This is a genomic window from Sulfuriferula multivorans (genome assembly GCF_003851125.1).
GTDB lineage: Bacteria > Pseudomonadota > Gammaproteobacteria > Burkholderiales > Sulfuriferulaceae > Sulfuriferula > Sulfuriferula multivorans.
Map to the genome: position 1 here is coordinate 69011 of NZ_BGOW01000021.1, position 14531 is coordinate 83541.

Consider the following 14531-nt stretch of genomic DNA (forward strand, 5'->3'; position numbering starts at 1 on the left):
GCATCCTGACATCAGTGTCCGGGTTTCGCCTTACCCTCTACATCTCCGCAGCGCCCAACGCCCTGCATACAAGCTTTTCCCTGCCTTGCCGGTAACTCCCTGGCTGGCATATATCGTGCTGAATTACGGGAAATAACCCCTTAGCCGCATCGCGATGAGCTCATTTATAAAAATATTCCAAAAATGGCTGCCAGGATCTCGCCATGAGCGTTCGCCTTTCACGACCCTGCATAGCACCCGGCGCTGGGTGGAACAACTGCAGTTTCATCATGAATACGAAGCCCATCAAATGGTGGTGGAGGCACTCAACCAGTTCAATCTGTCCGGCGACGAACTGGATGAGCGCAGACTCCACATCCTGGCGGTACTGCGCCATGCTGGCGGCGCACTGCAAGAAGGCATGGTGACGCAATATCTGAAAAATCAGACAGCCTTCCGCTACGCGGGAAAATCGCTGTGGCAGGAAATTTTTGCTTTTTACTGGCAACTTGCACTGGCTTACCAAAGCTTCGTCAAGGCCGCCACCCGCAACCAACCCGTTCTGGCGCAGCAACTCCCCACGATTACACTGCTCGCGTTGCATTATCAGGGCAAGCTGATCCAGTGGCGCTACATGCGCTATGAAACACCCACGTCGGATGCCTGGCGCAATGTGCATGCGCTCTACGCCATTGCCGAATGCAATGGCTTTGCCGAGCGCTGCCTGAAACTCGGCAACAACGCCGAAGCCAGCTGCGCCCATATCTATGCTCACATCCTGCTGCTCAACCTGATTAATCCTATCGGTCTATGCCCCTGGAAAATCGAGTTGGCGGCATACTGGATCCATACCTGGTGCCGTCAGTTACAACCCTCGCAGCAGCTCGACAGGCAAGTCCACACGCACTGGCTCGATTTGGCTGGCTATGCACCGCTGTGCCATATCGGCCATCAACCAGTTGAAGGCAACGCTCTACGTTACTGGTCGCTGCAAGGTGTGCTGACCGCGCTTGAAATCACCCGCGCGCAATTGATCAATCCTCCCCCAAGCCCGCTCGACGGCATCAAAAATGAAGCCGATGTGCCCGCTTTACTGGATGACATCCGCGCCATTCTCAATCGCAGCGGGCCGCAACGTCATGCACCACGCCTCGAGCAGAACACGTCGGCCCTTGTGGTATGCGGATTCGAGCATGTACTGCAAACCCTGAGCGGTGCGGCCGGCGCTTTCCCTGCGCAATTTGAGCCGTGGATCATGCAGGATGAAGGTGAAGACGGCTATGGCTTGACTCACTATGGCACTCCCGCCGTCATCCCCGACCATGGCACATTGATTAGTCTGCGTACCGGGACAAAAACGCATCCTCTGGTGCTTGCCGCGGTACGCTGGATCGATACGCAACCCGGTCATCCGATCAAGCTTGGCGCAGAACGGCTCGGCACAGCACCCAGAGTGGTGGCCTTGCATGGTGTTGATCATCTGATGTCGGAAAGTATTTTCAGCTTGACCAATCCACCTGCGGATTGTGTGCCCACACCCTGTATTTTTCTGCCTGAACAGGATGGGCGCAGATTCAGCAGCGCACTGGTAGTCGGCGACATGAGCATCGCCCCCACGCAGATTTACGACATGCTGGACGGCAATTATATTTACAGAGTCCGCATTACCCATGAGCAGGGTCGCAGCGACGATTGGGTGTTGCTGAACTTCAACATCCTGACACGATGCCATGTCGAAATGGTTTAGGCCGTCTCTATCAATCAGTTGACTCCGGGGACAAGATTTCCGGGAGCCCTGTTACCAACTACGTATCACACCCCAATGCCAGGTCAACAGATTGGAAATTTTAAGGTTCTACCGCGAGGATGACTGTTTCACTGCGATGGAGAAGGTAGAACTTCCCTCACCGTGTTGAAGTTAAGCATACGCTTACGTGACTTCCATCTTTTTTAACGGGCACGATAGCAGCATAAAACCATTGTTTAAACATGGGCATTCCAATAGGATTGCCCGGAAATTATAGTTATATTGGAGACACAGTGACCCGGCAGCAAACCAACGATTTCACAAACGCGGCAATGAGTACATCCAACAGCCGTGAAATGAATGAAGCATTCAATATTTTTTTAGGCATTTCAGAACCAGAAAAAGCATTACTTGCCCATTATCACTCCATCCTGACACAAGGCGCTGACCGATTTATCGAGGCGTTCTATGCCTACCTGCTCGCTTTCCCCATCACCGCCAACGTCCTCCACCACTATCAGGAAGCCGGCGGGGAACTGTCTCAGTCAAATACCACCGGCGAAGCCGGTGGCTTGAAATTGCGAGCGCCTCAAAGGCGCCCATAACATCGTGAGCCGCCCGTGGCGGCTTACCCCATTTCGAGCTTCATCTGGTCGTGTCGCTCGTCTTCCTCTTCTTGATTCCGGATGTACGCTCGAACCATGGTTTCGTCCAACCCTACCGTGGACACGAAGTATCCCCTGGCCCAAAAGTGCTCGCCGGTGAAGTTCTTCTGTCGATCCCCGAACTTCCGTGCAATCTGAATGGCGCTCTTGCCCTTGATATAGCCAACCACATTCGATACAGCGTACTTCGGCGGGATACTCAAACACATATGAACGTGATCGCCCATGAGATGCCCTTCTACAACCTTGGATTCCTTGTGTCCCGCCAACTCGTGGAATATCTCCCCAAGCTGGCGACGCAGCACACCGAAAATCCGCTTCTTCCGGCGCTTCGGTATAAACACCACATGATATTTGCAGTCCCATCTCGTATGGCTCAGGCTCTGGTATTCTTTCATCGTGAATTTCCTTTCTCTTGGCGGAGATTAGAAATTCGCGCAGACCGTCGTAAAGGTCAAACCTTGGTGAGTCCCCCGGCAGAGCCGGGGGCTTACCTCTATGAGTTAGCTGCGACGCAATCGGCGCATTTCCAGAAATTACTAAGCGGATGCACCGATGAGCTATCGGCGCAACAACTGATCCACATTGGAAAAATCCATTATCAGCACAAAATCGAGCCGGTGTGGATGATGGGCGCCTATCAGTTATATCTGGATCATTTGCGGCAGATCATTGCCACACATCCGGAAATCGCACCGGATAGACAATACGCGCTGGAAACCGTCCTGATCAAACTGCTATTTCGGGATATGGGCCTGATGCTTGAAGGCTATTGGCAATCGGCCATGTCGCTGGTGCAGAGCGAAAAAAATACGGTCGTGGCATTGCAGGGGCAGGTCAGCGATCTGCTGGCCAATCTGCCGCAAGTTTTATGGTCGGTGGCGGTAAAAGACAACAAGCTGCTTTATCTCAGTCCTACGACCAAGAAAATCTGCACACTGGATATCGAAATGCCCATCCCCTGCATGGGCTGGACCCATCCGGATGATCGCGAAACCGTGAGACTCGGATGGATGGAAGCGTTGCGCGGCAACAAGGTGGAAGTGGAAAGCCGCGTCCAGGCACCCGGGGAACAAACGCGCTGGTTTCGCAGAGTGTTTCATCCGTTTCTGGACAGCGCAGGGAATGTGGTGCGGATAGACGGCCTGATGGACGACACCACCGAATCCAGGGAAATCATCGAGCGCCAGCAATTCCTGGCGACCACCGATAGCTTGACTGAACTGCCCAACCGCTCGCTGCTGTATGACCGGCTTAACCAGGCCATCGCCGTGGCAAAGCGTGAGCAGAATAAACAAGTCGTTCTGATGCTGATGGACCTCAACCACTTCAAGGAAATTAACGATACCTTGGGACATCTTGCCGGGGATGAGGTGTTGCGTCAGGTGGCGCAACGGTTGAGAGGCGTGCTGCGGGAGAGTGACACGCTGGCCCGTCTCGGAGGCGACGAATTCGCCGTATTGCTGTCCGATGCTCCAGCCGCTGAAGCAGCCGCCAAGAAAGTCGCAAAAAATATTCTCGACTGTTTTGTGGAACCTTTCTGGTTCCAGAAAAACGAGTTGTATCTGGGTGTGGGAATCGGCATATCCGTCTTCCCGGATCATGGGGATGATGCCGGTGTGCTGATGAGCCGCGCGGATGTGGCCATGTATGCTGCCAAGCACACGGATGCGGGATTTTTGTTTTATGACCCCAAAACAGATCCGCACACCCAGCAGCGCCTGCAGCTTTCATCCGATTTGCGGCATGCGCTGGAGAGAAATGAATTCGTCCTCTATTATCAGCCGCAAATCAACATCCACAGCGGCCGCATTATCGCCGTGGAGGCGTTGATTCGCTGGAACCACCCGGAGCACGGAATGATCTTCCCGGATCAATTCATCCCGTTTGCCGAGAGCACTGGTTTGATCGGCCCAATTACAGAATGGGTTCTGCGCACGGCGATAGCGCAGTGCAAAACCTGGCAGATGACGGGTATGGAAATGCGCATTGCGATAAACGTGACGGCGCGCTCATTTCAGGATCCTCTATTAGTGGATAAGCTGGAAAGCCTGCTGTACGGGGGAGGAAACCGTCTTCCGCCAGAACGAATTGAAATCGAGATTACAGAAAATATCCTGATGGTGGATATTGAGCATGGCGCGAAGGCAATCAGACGTCTGCGCGATCTGGGTGTGAGCGTGGCCATTGATGACTTCGGGACTGGCTACTCTTCATTGGCGTATCTGAAGAAATTACCCATACATACGCTCAAGATAGACAAATCCTTTGTCATGAACATGACGGAAGACGACAACGATGCGGTGATTGTCCGCTCCACGATTGACCTGGCACACAATCTTGGCTATCTGGTGGTAGCGGAAGGCGTCGAAACCCGCGATGCGCTGGATTTGCTTGCAGTACTCGGCTGCGATCTGGCGCAGGGCTACCATATCAGCCATCCTCTTCCTGAGGATGAGCTGATTTTATGGGTTAAAAATTCAGCCTGGTCCATTGGGGAGAGTGCTTGATTTTGAGCTGCGGTAACGTCCTTAACGATTCCTGCGTTCAATATCCCCGATATGAAAGCCGAATGCACCTTTGCGACGGTCGGCAAAATACAGTCGCAAGGTTTGCTCAATAGTGCGGAACGCAATTTGATCCCAGGGAATTTCATCTTCGCTGAATAGCCTGACTTCCAGGCTTTCCGGACCGGGCGCGAAATCCAGATCGAGCAAACGCGCACGGAACATCAGGTACACCTGACTGATATAGGGCAGGTTGTAGAGCGTGAACAGGTGTTCGATCTCGACGCGCGCACCTGCCTCTTCCATGGTCTCGCGCAAGGCTCCCTGCTGGGTGGTTTCGTTGTTCTCCATGAAACCTGCGGGTAGCGTCCATAGCCCGTACTGCGGCTCGATGGCGCGCTTGCATAGCAGAATCTTGTCTCCCCATTCGGGCAGACAGCCCACCACCATTTTCGGATTCTGATAATGGATCGTATTGCACTGGAGACACACATGACGGAGGCGATTATCGCCGTCGGGGATGGTGTGGATCACATCGCTGCCGCATTCACTGCAAAAATTCATGATGGCTTTCCAATAAATATCCCGTGAACTTAACAAAAATCGCCCGCGGCGGCTAGCTTGGCTTTATGCAGGAACCTGTTATCGTTATATCTGTCCGAAAAAAACCACCCCTACATAGCGCCACGCCACCTTCGTGCACGCCGACTACTACGCCATCCGCCAGCTCTCGCCGTATCGCGGCATGTTGTTTGTCGTCGATATCGAATGCGCGCTGGCCTACAGCACCAACGGACACAGCTGGCAGGTGCATTGCAAAAATCCGTTCAACCGCTATTGGCCGTCGGGCGAATGGATCGAGGGCGAAGGGGGCATGCTCAATAGCTGCCAGCACGCGGCGGCTATTATTGCGGCGCTTGAAAATCATCCGCCGCTGCCTTTCACCTCCGAGGACACGCTGGAGCTTTGGCTGCTGGACAAGGCCCGCAGCTTGCCGCTGGCCTTGCTCAAAACCCAGCGCGCGCATGCGGCGCCGGATAAAGTCGGCGATCCGACCTGGTATCCGTTTGTGTTGACCGACACGGACTTCAGCGCCGGTTGTCTGGCGGAAGCCGACGCCAAACGCGACCCGCGCGCCTGGCCGGTGAAACACCGCGACGTGCTGGCGCGCCAGATCAACGAAGCAGCGCGTCCGCTGCCGGCTGCACAATGGTTTCGCCGTCACCCGGATGGGAGCGGTGAAGGCCTCGACGCCGGTTTGCGGCTGGATCCGGCATGGGTCGGGCGCCAATTAGCTGCCGATATTTTCCCGGAATTGCCGGTGCGAGAGCGCTGGCCGCAGCCGATCCAGCGCGAACTGGTGCGCGAATATCATCACTGGATCGCCAGCCTGCTGCTCACCCAGCCGGGTCTGTCTCCCGCCACCCGGTTGCGCCTTGAGGACGCCGCGCTGCGCAATCCGGAACAATTGCTTGAGGTCTACCGCGTGTTACCTGAAATCACCAACCCGGCGCGCCTGCACGCCGCGCTGGTCGCCGCCCGCTTAACCCAAGCCGCCCCTTCAACCCGTTAGGACACGCCATGCGCCCAGCCCACATTCTCACCATTCTCGACCGTGAATTCGCGAGTGCCCGGCATCACACGCCGGTGATGCTGTGGGGGCCGCCCGGGGTGGGGAAATCCCAAATGGTGGCGCATATCGCCGCACTTCACAGCGTGCCGCTGATCGATATCCGGCTGTCGCAAATGGAGCCGACCGACCTGCGCGGCATCCCGTTTCGCAGCGGCGACCTGGTCGAGTGGTCGATCCCTGCCATGCTGCCGGATGCGGGTCGCCACGGTCCGGCGGGGATATTGTTTCTGGACGAAATCACCTCGGCGCCGCCCAGTGTGTCAGCCGCCGCCTACCAGCTCATTCTCGACCGGCGTCTGGGCGATTACCGCGTACCGGAAGGCTGGGCCATCTTCGCCGCCGGTAACCGCCAGGGCGACCGCGGCGTGACCTACGCAATGCCCGCACCCTTGGCCAACCGCTTTACCCATTACGAAGTCGAGGCCCATCTGGACGACTGGGTGGCGTGGGCGCACACGGCTGGCATGGACGAGCGCCTGATCGGCTTTCTGCGCTTCCGCCCCGACCTGCTGTTCAGTTTCAACCCGGCACACAATCCGGTCGCTTTTCCGAGCCCGCGCTCGTGGGAGTATGCCCATCGCGCGCTGCAAAAATTCCGCGACACGCCCGACCTGATGCTGGATGCGCTGCAAGCCTGCGTGGGGCAGGCTGCCGGGGTAGAGTTCAAAACCTTCATCGACAACATGACGCGCCTGCCCGACATCGAAGCCATCCTCGCCGGGCAGGCCGCTGACGTGCCGGAAGGCATCGACCTGCAATACGGCGTCGCGGCCGCGCTGGTGCGCCGCGCCGTGTTGGCGCGCGAAACCCTGGAAGCCAACCGCGTGTTCGGCAATATTCTCGACTATGCGCGGCGCTTCCCGCAGCGCGAAATGGGCGTGATGCTGGTCACCGACATGCACCGCTCGATCGGTAAACCGCTATTTGCTGTGCCGGAATTCGAGGACTGGGCCAACACCATCACCGATTTGATGCTCTACGACCTGCAATGGTCGCCGATGCGCTGAATCAGACATGGCGTTTGAACCATACATGCCCGCTCCCGACGAAATCGCCACCAAGCTCTCCGCCGCCCGCACCCGGCTGATTCTCGAACGACCCTTTTTGGGCGCACTGGTGATGCATTTGCCATTACAGCCAGTCGACGCCAAAACCTGCGACAGTGTTGCCACCGATGCGCGCGCACTCTATTACCATCCGGCTTATGTCGAACGTCTGTCGCTGGCGCAGACCCAGTTTGTCCTCGCCCACGAAGCACTGCACTGCGCCTTGGGCCACTTCGCCCGGCGTTCGCACCGCGTGATACAGCGCTGGAATATCGCCTGCGACCACGCAGTCAATTTGCTGTTACTGGGCGAAGGCTTGCGACCGCCGCCCAATATCCTCGCCAATGACGAATACAGTGGACTGCCCGCAGAAGAAATTTACCCGCTGATTCCTGAAGACAGCAGCGAGCAGACCCTGGACAAGCACCTGTTCGACCAGACCGAAAACGATAGCGGCGAGCAAGATAACGACCAGACCCAACAGGAATCCGCAGACGGCGCAGATGAGAGTCAGGGTGAAGGCGACGGCCAGCCAGAGGAAGGCAACAACAAACCAAAGCAGGATACCCCTCGTCCCTCCCCCGGCGGCGACGGCGGCAATCCGGGGCAACTCCGACCGCGCGCGAAACCCAGTCCGCACGGTGGCCCCGGCATGGACGACATGACACCTGCCCAGCGTGAAGAACTGGCCCAGCAATGGCGCGGCCATCTGGCCTCGGCCGCACAACAGGCACGCATGGCCGGGCGCCTGGGCGAATCCTGGCTGCGTCTGGTCGATGAACTCATCGCTCCCCGGCTGCCATGGCGCATGCTGCTGGCGCGCTACCTGATGAATTCGGCGCGCGAGGACTACAGTTTCCAGCGCGTGTCGCGACGTGAAGGTGCAGCACTGTTGCCCAGCCTGTACAGCCGCCGTATCCAGCTCATTGCCGTGCTCGATACCAGCGGCTCAATCGCCGACGCGGAGATGCGCGAGTTCGCCGCCGAGATTGATGCATTGAAGAGCCAGGTCAACGCCCAGGTGACCCTGCATGCCTGCGACGAGCGCCTGGCCGAAACCGGCCCGTGGCGCTTTGAGCCATGGGAGTCGGTCACGTTGCCGGACGGCTTCGCGGGCGGCGGCGGAACGGATTTTCGCCCGCTGTTTGAATGGGTCGCCACTGAGCAGTTGCGCCCCGACTTGCTGGTGTATTTCACCGACGCCGAAGGCGAATTCCCCGAGTACGCACCCGACTACCCTGTGCTGTGGCTGGTCAAGGGCAAAGCGCCAGTCCCCTGGGGCGAACGGGTACAATTGAACTGATTTACCAGCCTGATTCGTTAGCCACGGAGGTCACGGAGCACACAGAGGAAAACCAGAAAAACCAGCCTAACCCAACAAGATTGCATGGTTTAATTTCGGTTTTCTCGGTGTGCTCCGTGCTCTCCGTGGCAAAAAGTTTTTTCTGAAAGTCCATACCATGAAGCTCGGCACCCCGCTCTCCCCTTCCGCTACCCGCGTCATGTTCCTCGGCAGCGGCGAACTCGGCAAGGAAGTCATCATCGCCCTGCAACGCCTCGGCGTGGAAACCATCGCCGTGGACCGTTATGCCAATGCACCCGGCCACCAGGTTGCACACCGGGCGCATGTGATCGACATGACCGACCGCGCTGCCTTGCGCACCCTGATCGAGCAGGAGCGTCCTCATCTGGTCGTGCCGGAAATTGAAGCCATCGCCACCGATGCGTTGGTGGAAATCGAACGCAGCGGGCTGTGTGAAGTCATTCCCACTGCACGCGCCGCCCAGCTCACCATGAATCGTGAAGGCATTCGTCGTTTGGCCGCCGAAGAATTGGGCTTGCCCACATCACCCTACTGCTTTGCCAACAGCGTGACCGAGTTGCAAACGGCGATCGATGCCGGCATCGGCTATCCATGCATCGTCAAGCCGGTGATGTCGTCTTCCGGAAAGGGTCAAAGCAGGCTGGACGGCCCGGCTGACGTGACCAGCGCGTGGGATGTTGCCGCCAGCGGCGGGCGCGTGGATCAGGGCCGGGTGATTGTCGAGGGCTTCATTGATTTCGATTACGAAATCACCCTGCTCACGGTCCGCGCATTGGGTGCGTCGGGTCAGGTTGAAACCTGTTTCTGCGAGCCGATCGGCCACCTGCAGGTGAAGGGAGACTACGTCGAGTCCTGGCAACCGCAAACGATGTCTCCGGCAGCCTTGGCAGGCGCGCAGGCGATTGCCAAAAAAGTCGCCGACAGCCTCGGCGGGCGCGGTATTTTTGGTGTGGAACTTTTCGTCAAGGGTGATCAAGTATGGTTCTCGGAAGTGTCGCCGCGCCCGCATGACACCGGTATGGTGACGATGTGCAGCCAATATCAAAGCGAATTCGAGTTGCATGCTCGTGCCATCCTCGGCCTGCCGGTGGACACACGCCTGCGCGAACCGGGTGCTTCTGCGGTGATTTATGGCGGCATGGAGGCCAGTGGTATTGCGTTTGAGGGCATTGCTGAAGCGCTCGCCGTACCGCGTTCCGATATTCGATTGTTCGGCAAACCCGAAGCGTTTGCACGACGGCGCATGGGCGTGGCATTGGCCTGTGCAGAGACCACCGACATCGCACGCGATCGCGCCAAATTGGCTGCCAGCAGGATCAAACCTGTGGCCGCATAACAGCATTATATTTAACCAACAAAAAAGGCGCCTTAGCGCCTTTTTTGTTGGGTTACCCGGACAAATCGTCCGGATGAATGACGACCGATCAACTCCAGGAGCGATTACCGTTACTACGGTTACCACCGGTGTTGCCCTGACCGTCACGGCGAGCGCCTGAAGCAGCGGGACGCGAAGCAGTCGGACGGGCGGCACCATCACGACGACCACCGCCGTTGCCGCTATTATTACCCCAGCTATTACCGTTGCTGTTGCCGGTACTGTTGCCATTGCTTTTACCGGCACCGCTATTGGCGTTATTGCCAAAGCCTGAGCTACGACGCTGTTCGCCCTGACCAGAAGGACGGCCACGGCTCGCGCCAGGACGTCCGCCGGGAGCAGCACTACGTGGCTTCAGTTTGGGCTCAAGACCAACAATGACCTCTGCCGGAATCTGCTGGCCGGTAAAGCGCTCAATGCGCTTCAGCTGCATGGAATCGCGCGGGCTGGCCAGCGATATAGCAATGCCCGAAGCACCTGCACGACCGGTACGCCCAATGCGGTGCACATAGTCTTCCGGATTCTTCGGCAGATCGTAATTGATCACGTGGGTAATACCCGGCACGTCCAAGCCGCGTGCGGCGACATCGGTGGCCACCAACAGGCGGATATTGCCCTGGCGCATCTGGGTGATGGTACGGTTGCGTGCGCTCTGATGCATATCGCCGTGCAATGCAGCGACTTTGTGACCCTGCGCCTGCAGGTCGTCGGCCAGGCTATCGGCATCGCGTTTGGTCGCGGTGAAGATAAGCGCCTGGTTGATGTCCACGTCGTTGATGAGGTGGGTCAGCACGCGATTCTTGTGGGAAAGGTCGTCCACATAGTGCATATGCTGGGTAATGTTCTCGTGGCGTGCCTGCTGGTGGGCGATTTCGATACGCTTCGGGGTTTTCAGCAATTGCTGGGCGAGGCGCGCGATGTTGCCTTCAAAGGTGGCGGAGAACATCACCGTCTGGCGGCTAGCTGGCGTGGCATTGGCGATGCGTTCCACGTCGTCGAAGAAGCCCATATCCAGCATGCGGTCGGCTTCGTCCAGAATCAGCATTTCCAGACGCGAAAAATCAATGCGGCCGCGCTCAATGTGGTCAATCAGACGACCGGGTGTAGCTACCAGCACTTCAAATGGCTGCGACAGCATTTTGTTTTGTATCGGGTATGGCATGCCGCCCAGAATGCTGACTACTTTCACACGACGCAGATGCTTGCTGTATTTTTCAGCAGCGGCGGTGACTTGCAGCGCCAGTTCGCGCGTCGGGGTCAATACGAGGATACGCGGGCCGCGGCCGGCAACTGCGCTGGGCTGGGACAATTTTTCCAGCGCCGGCAACATGAATGCAGCGGTTTTGCCGGTACCAGTCTGTGCAGAGGCGAGCAGATCTTCGCCTGCCAGGATAAGCGGAATAGCCTGTTCCTGGATCGGGGTGGCTTGAGTATAGCCCGAATCAACAAGCGCTTTTATTAGGGATTCATTAAGACCGAGGTTTTCGAAGGACACGAAGTTTTCCTTTAATAAGCAAATAGCAAGCCAACGGGGACAGGCTTAAAAAGCCATCCACTGCCGGCGCGGAACATCGTCGCTAACCGGGTGGCGCTGCGCTTTCAGGAAAATCGTGCTGAAACGCGATGAGGTCAGGGATCGATGGCGTGTTATAAAACACGCGTCCAAACCCTGATTGGAACTGCATAAAAACGCAGATCAAGGTGGTTTGGAGAATTAGATTATACTGAAATTCTGAAAATACACAATGTCATGATATAATTTTTCGTTTGCCAAACCGGAAACGAACATGTCCCGCGCGCTCAGAAATATCGCTATCATCGCCCACGTTGACCACGGTAAGACTACCCTCGTCGACAAACTGTTGCAACAATCCGGCACATTTGCCGCTCACCAGGCCGTGACCGAACGCGTCATGGACAGCAACGACCTGGAAAAAGAACGCGGCATCACGATTACCGCCAAAAATACCGCCCTGGATTATGAAGGCACCCATATCAATATCGTTGACACGCCCGGACACGCAGATTTCGGCGGAGAAGTGGAACGCGTTCTGTCGATGGTAGACGGCGTGCTGTTACTGGTCGACGCAGTAGACGGCCCTATGCCGCAAACGCGTTTTGTGACGCGCAAGGCGCTCGCCCTGGGCCTCAAACCTATCGTTGTGGTCAACAAGGTCGACCGTCCTGGCGCGCGTCCGGATTTCGTCGTCAACGCAACCTTCGATCTGTTCGACAAGCTGGGCGCTACCGAAGAACAGCTGGATTTTCCTGTAGTTTACGCGTCAGCGTTGAATGGCTTTGCCATGCTCGATATGAGCGAAAAAACCGACAACATGCGCGCCCTGTTCGAGACCGTGCTCAAGCACGTCCCCTCGCCGGCAGGCGACCCGGAGGCACCACTGCAGTTACAAATCTCAGCCTTGGATTATTCCAGTTTTGTTGGTCGCATCGGCGTTGGCCGTATCAGCAATGGCCGTATCAAACCTGGACAAAGCGTCGTGGTGATGGCTGGTCCGGACAGCACGCCGAAAGCCGGCCGAATCAATCAGGTACTCGGTTTTCAGGGGCTGAGCCGCGTCCTGGTGGACGAAGCTCAGGCAGGCGACATTGTACTTATCAACGGCATCGAAGACATCGGTATTGGCGTGACCATCTGCGACCGGGAGAATCCGCAAGCGCTGCCCATGCTGAAAGTGGACGAACCCACGTTGACCATGACTTTCCAGGTCAACAACTCGCCGCTGGCCGGCACCGAAGGCAAATTCGTCACCAGCCGCCAGATACGCGACCGTTTGAATAAAGAACTGCTTACCAACGTCGCACTGAAAGTAGAAGATACTACCGACGCTGACACATTTCTGGTTTCGGGTCGGGGCGAACTGCACCTGACCATTCTGCTTGAAAACATGCGCCGGGAAGGATTTGAAATTGCCGTGTCCAAGCCACGCGTCGTGTACAAGGAAATCAATGGCGAGAAATGCGAGCCTTACGAAGCACTGACCGTTGACGTGGAAGAAGTCAATCAGGGCAGCATCATGGAAGAACTCGGTCGCCGTCGCGGCGACCTGCAGGACATGCAATCCGACGGGCAGGGTCGCGTGCGGCTGGAATATCGCATACCGGCGCGCGGCTTGATTGGCTTCCAGTCCGAATTCATGACATTGACTCGCGGTACCGGCATTATGGCGCACGTGTTCGATGACTATGGCCCGATGAAAGCCGACATGCCGGGGCGCCGCAATGGCGTCCTCGTCTCTCAGGACCAGGGTGAGGCGGTAGCCTACGCACTCTGGAAGTTGGAAGATCGCGGTCGTATGTTCGTGGCGCCCGGCGACAAGCTCTACGAGGGCATCATTATTGGCGTACATAGCCGCGACAATGATCTGGTGGTCAACCCCATCAAAGGCAAACAACTGACCAACGTGCGCGCTTCAGGCACCGACGAAGCTGTGCGACTGACCCCGCCCATCAAGATGACGCTCGAATCTGCGGTTGAATTCATCGAGGACGACGAATTGGTGGAAATCACACCGCAGTCAATCCGCATCCGCAAGCGCTTCCTTACCGAAAACGAGCGCAAGCGTAATCGCGCCGCATAAGTTCAGGAATTGCCAATAAAACCCCGGTTTCATTTACCGGGGTTTTTTATTGCGCCAAGCTCGGGCTGGATTAAAATGTGAACATTCAGTCATCACCTGAACACCAGTTTTCATTTAACGTAAATGGCCATTAAAACCACCCTCAAAATGGGCGATCCGCGCCTGTTACAACCCGCCGCTCCGGTTACCGCCTTCGACACACCGGAATTGCATGCACTGATTGTGGATTTACGCGACACCATGGCCGCACTTAACGGCGCAGGACTGGCAGCGCCTCAGATCGGCATTGGTTTGCAAGTCGTCATTTTTGGTGTGCAAAGCTCACCCCGCTATCCCGATGCCGAGCCAGTGCCTGATACAGTGCTCGTCAATCCGACGCTAACCGCCATCGGCACTGACCTGGATGAAGCATGGGAGGGTTGTCTTTCAGTGCCGGGAATGCGCGGTCTGGTGCCACGCCACACGCATTTGCATTATCGCGGATTCGACCAGTTCGGCACCGTCATTGACCGTACCGTGTCCGGCTTTCATGCGCGTGTGGTACAACACGAGGTCGATCATTTTCTGGGCATACTGTATCCAATGCGAATCCGCGACCTGCGGCATTTCGGCTTTACTGAAGTGCTGTTCCCGGAGCAATCCAGCACGGAATAAAT

The 14531-nt window shown here is 56.9% G+C and carries 12 protein-coding genes; 9 read left to right on the forward strand and 3 right to left on the reverse strand.

Annotation, left to right across the window (positions count from 1 at the left end; genetic code table 11):
• Window positions 1-154 precede the first annotated feature (154 nt).
• Both EI185_RS12050 and EI185_RS12055 read left to right on the forward strand, forming a co-directional pair.
• Entirely contained in the window at window positions 155-1726 is a 1572-nt protein-coding gene (locus tag EI185_RS12050; RefSeq protein WP_124705404.1) for a cyclic-di-GMP receptor FimW-related protein, read from the forward strand.
• 293 nt (window positions 1727-2019) lie between these two features.
• Window positions 2020-2331, forward strand: coding sequence for a globin family protein (locus EI185_RS12055; RefSeq protein ID WP_124705405.1), 312 nt, complete (start codon window positions 2020-2022; stop codon window positions 2329-2331).
• A gap of 23 nt (window positions 2332-2354) precedes the next feature.
• On the opposite strand, the gene tnpA is transcribed toward EI185_RS12055, so the two are convergent.
• Window positions 2355-2789, reverse strand: a complete 435-nt coding sequence (gene tnpA, locus EI185_RS12060; RefSeq protein WP_124705406.1) for an IS200/IS605 family transposase — start codon at window positions 2787-2789, stop codon at window positions 2355-2357.
• 66 nt (window positions 2790-2855) lie between these two features.
• Here tnpA and EI185_RS12065 point away from each other — a divergent pair, with 66 nt between their 5' ends.
• Window positions 2856-4901, forward strand: coding sequence for an EAL domain-containing protein (locus tag EI185_RS12065; RefSeq protein ID WP_189836393.1), 2046 nt, complete (start codon window positions 2856-2858; stop codon window positions 4899-4901).
• A gap of 21 nt (window positions 4902-4922) precedes the next feature.
• Here EI185_RS12065 and EI185_RS12070 read toward each other — a convergent pair whose 3' ends face one another.
• The gene (locus EI185_RS12070) at window positions 4923-5462 is read right to left on the reverse strand and encodes an NUDIX hydrolase (RefSeq protein WP_124705408.1); all 540 of its coding nucleotides are present in this window, start codon (window positions 5460-5462) and stop codon (window positions 4923-4925) included.
• Window positions 5463-5595: 133 nt separating this feature from the next.
• Here EI185_RS12070 and EI185_RS12075 point away from each other — a divergent pair, with 133 nt between their 5' ends.
• The 4 genes from EI185_RS12075 (at window position 5596) to purT (ending at window position 10237) form a co-directional block, all read left to right on the forward strand.
• Window positions 5596-6471 (forward strand): hypothetical protein, encoded by an 876-nt coding sequence (locus tag EI185_RS12075; RefSeq protein ID WP_124705409.1) that lies wholly within the window; start codon window positions 5596-5598, stop codon window positions 6469-6471.
• An 8-nt stretch (window positions 6472-6479) separates the two neighbouring features.
• Complete coding sequence (locus tag EI185_RS12080; RefSeq protein WP_124705410.1) at window positions 6480-7538, forward strand: AAA family ATPase; 1059 nt, start codon at window positions 6480-6482, stop codon at window positions 7536-7538.
• Window positions 7539-7545: 7 nt separating this feature from the next.
• The gene (locus tag EI185_RS12085) at window positions 7546-8880 is read left to right on the forward strand and encodes a vWA domain-containing protein (RefSeq protein WP_223247814.1); all 1335 of its coding nucleotides are present in this window, start codon (window positions 7546-7548) and stop codon (window positions 8878-8880) included.
• Between the two features lie 157 nt (window positions 8881-9037).
• Window positions 9038-10237, forward strand: coding sequence for a formate-dependent phosphoribosylglycinamide formyltransferase (gene purT / locus EI185_RS12090; protein WP_124705411.1), 1200 nt, complete (start codon window positions 9038-9040; stop codon window positions 10235-10237).
• A gap of 88 nt (window positions 10238-10325) precedes the next feature.
• Here the strand turns inward: purT and EI185_RS12095 are convergent, their stop codons facing one another.
• A complete protein-coding gene (locus EI185_RS12095) occupies window positions 10326-11771 on the reverse strand; it encodes a DEAD/DEAH box helicase (protein WP_124705412.1) in 1446 nt (481 codons plus the stop codon).
• Window positions 11772-12063: 292 nt separating this feature from the next.
• On the opposite strand from EI185_RS12095, the gene typA reads away from it, so the two are divergent.
• Both typA and def read left to right on the forward strand, forming a co-directional pair.
• A complete protein-coding gene (gene typA, locus EI185_RS12100) occupies window positions 12064-13875 on the forward strand; it encodes a translational GTPase TypA (RefSeq protein WP_124705413.1) in 1812 nt (603 codons plus the stop codon).
• Window positions 13876-13998: 123 nt separating this feature from the next.
• The gene (gene def / locus EI185_RS12105) at window positions 13999-14529 is read left to right on the forward strand and encodes a peptide deformylase (RefSeq protein WP_124705414.1); all 531 of its coding nucleotides are present in this window, start codon (window positions 13999-14001) and stop codon (window positions 14527-14529) included.
• The last annotated feature ends 2 nt before the right edge of the window (window positions 14530-14531 follow it).

Excerpts from the sequence above, each read along its gene's own strand:
- EI185_RS12050 (WP_124705404.1), top strand. The coding sequence starts at position 155 with ATGAGCTCATTTATAAAAATATTCCAAAAATGGCTGCCAGGATCTCGC.
- tnpA (WP_124705406.1), bottom strand. The coding sequence starts at position 2,789 with ATGAAAGAATACCAGAGCCTGAGCCATACGAGATGGGACTGCAAATAT.
- EI185_RS12070 (WP_124705408.1), bottom strand. The coding sequence starts at position 5,462 with ATGAATTTTTGCAGTGAATGCGGCAGCGATGTGATCCACACCATCCCC.
- EI185_RS12080 (WP_124705410.1), top strand. The coding sequence starts at position 6,480 with ATGCGCCCAGCCCACATTCTCACCATTCTCGACCGTGAATTCGCGAGT.
- EI185_RS12085 (WP_223247814.1), top strand. The coding sequence starts at position 7,546 with ATGGCGTTTGAACCATACATGCCCGCTCCCGACGAAATCGCCACCAAG.
- purT (WP_124705411.1), top strand. The coding sequence starts at position 9,038 with ATGAAGCTCGGCACCCCGCTCTCCCCTTCCGCTACCCGCGTCATGTTC.
- typA (WP_124705413.1), top strand. The coding sequence starts at position 12,064 with ATGTCCCGCGCGCTCAGAAATATCGCTATCATCGCCCACGTTGACCAC.
- def (WP_124705414.1), top strand. The coding sequence starts at position 13,999 with ATGGCCATTAAAACCACCCTCAAAATGGGCGATCCGCGCCTGTTACAA.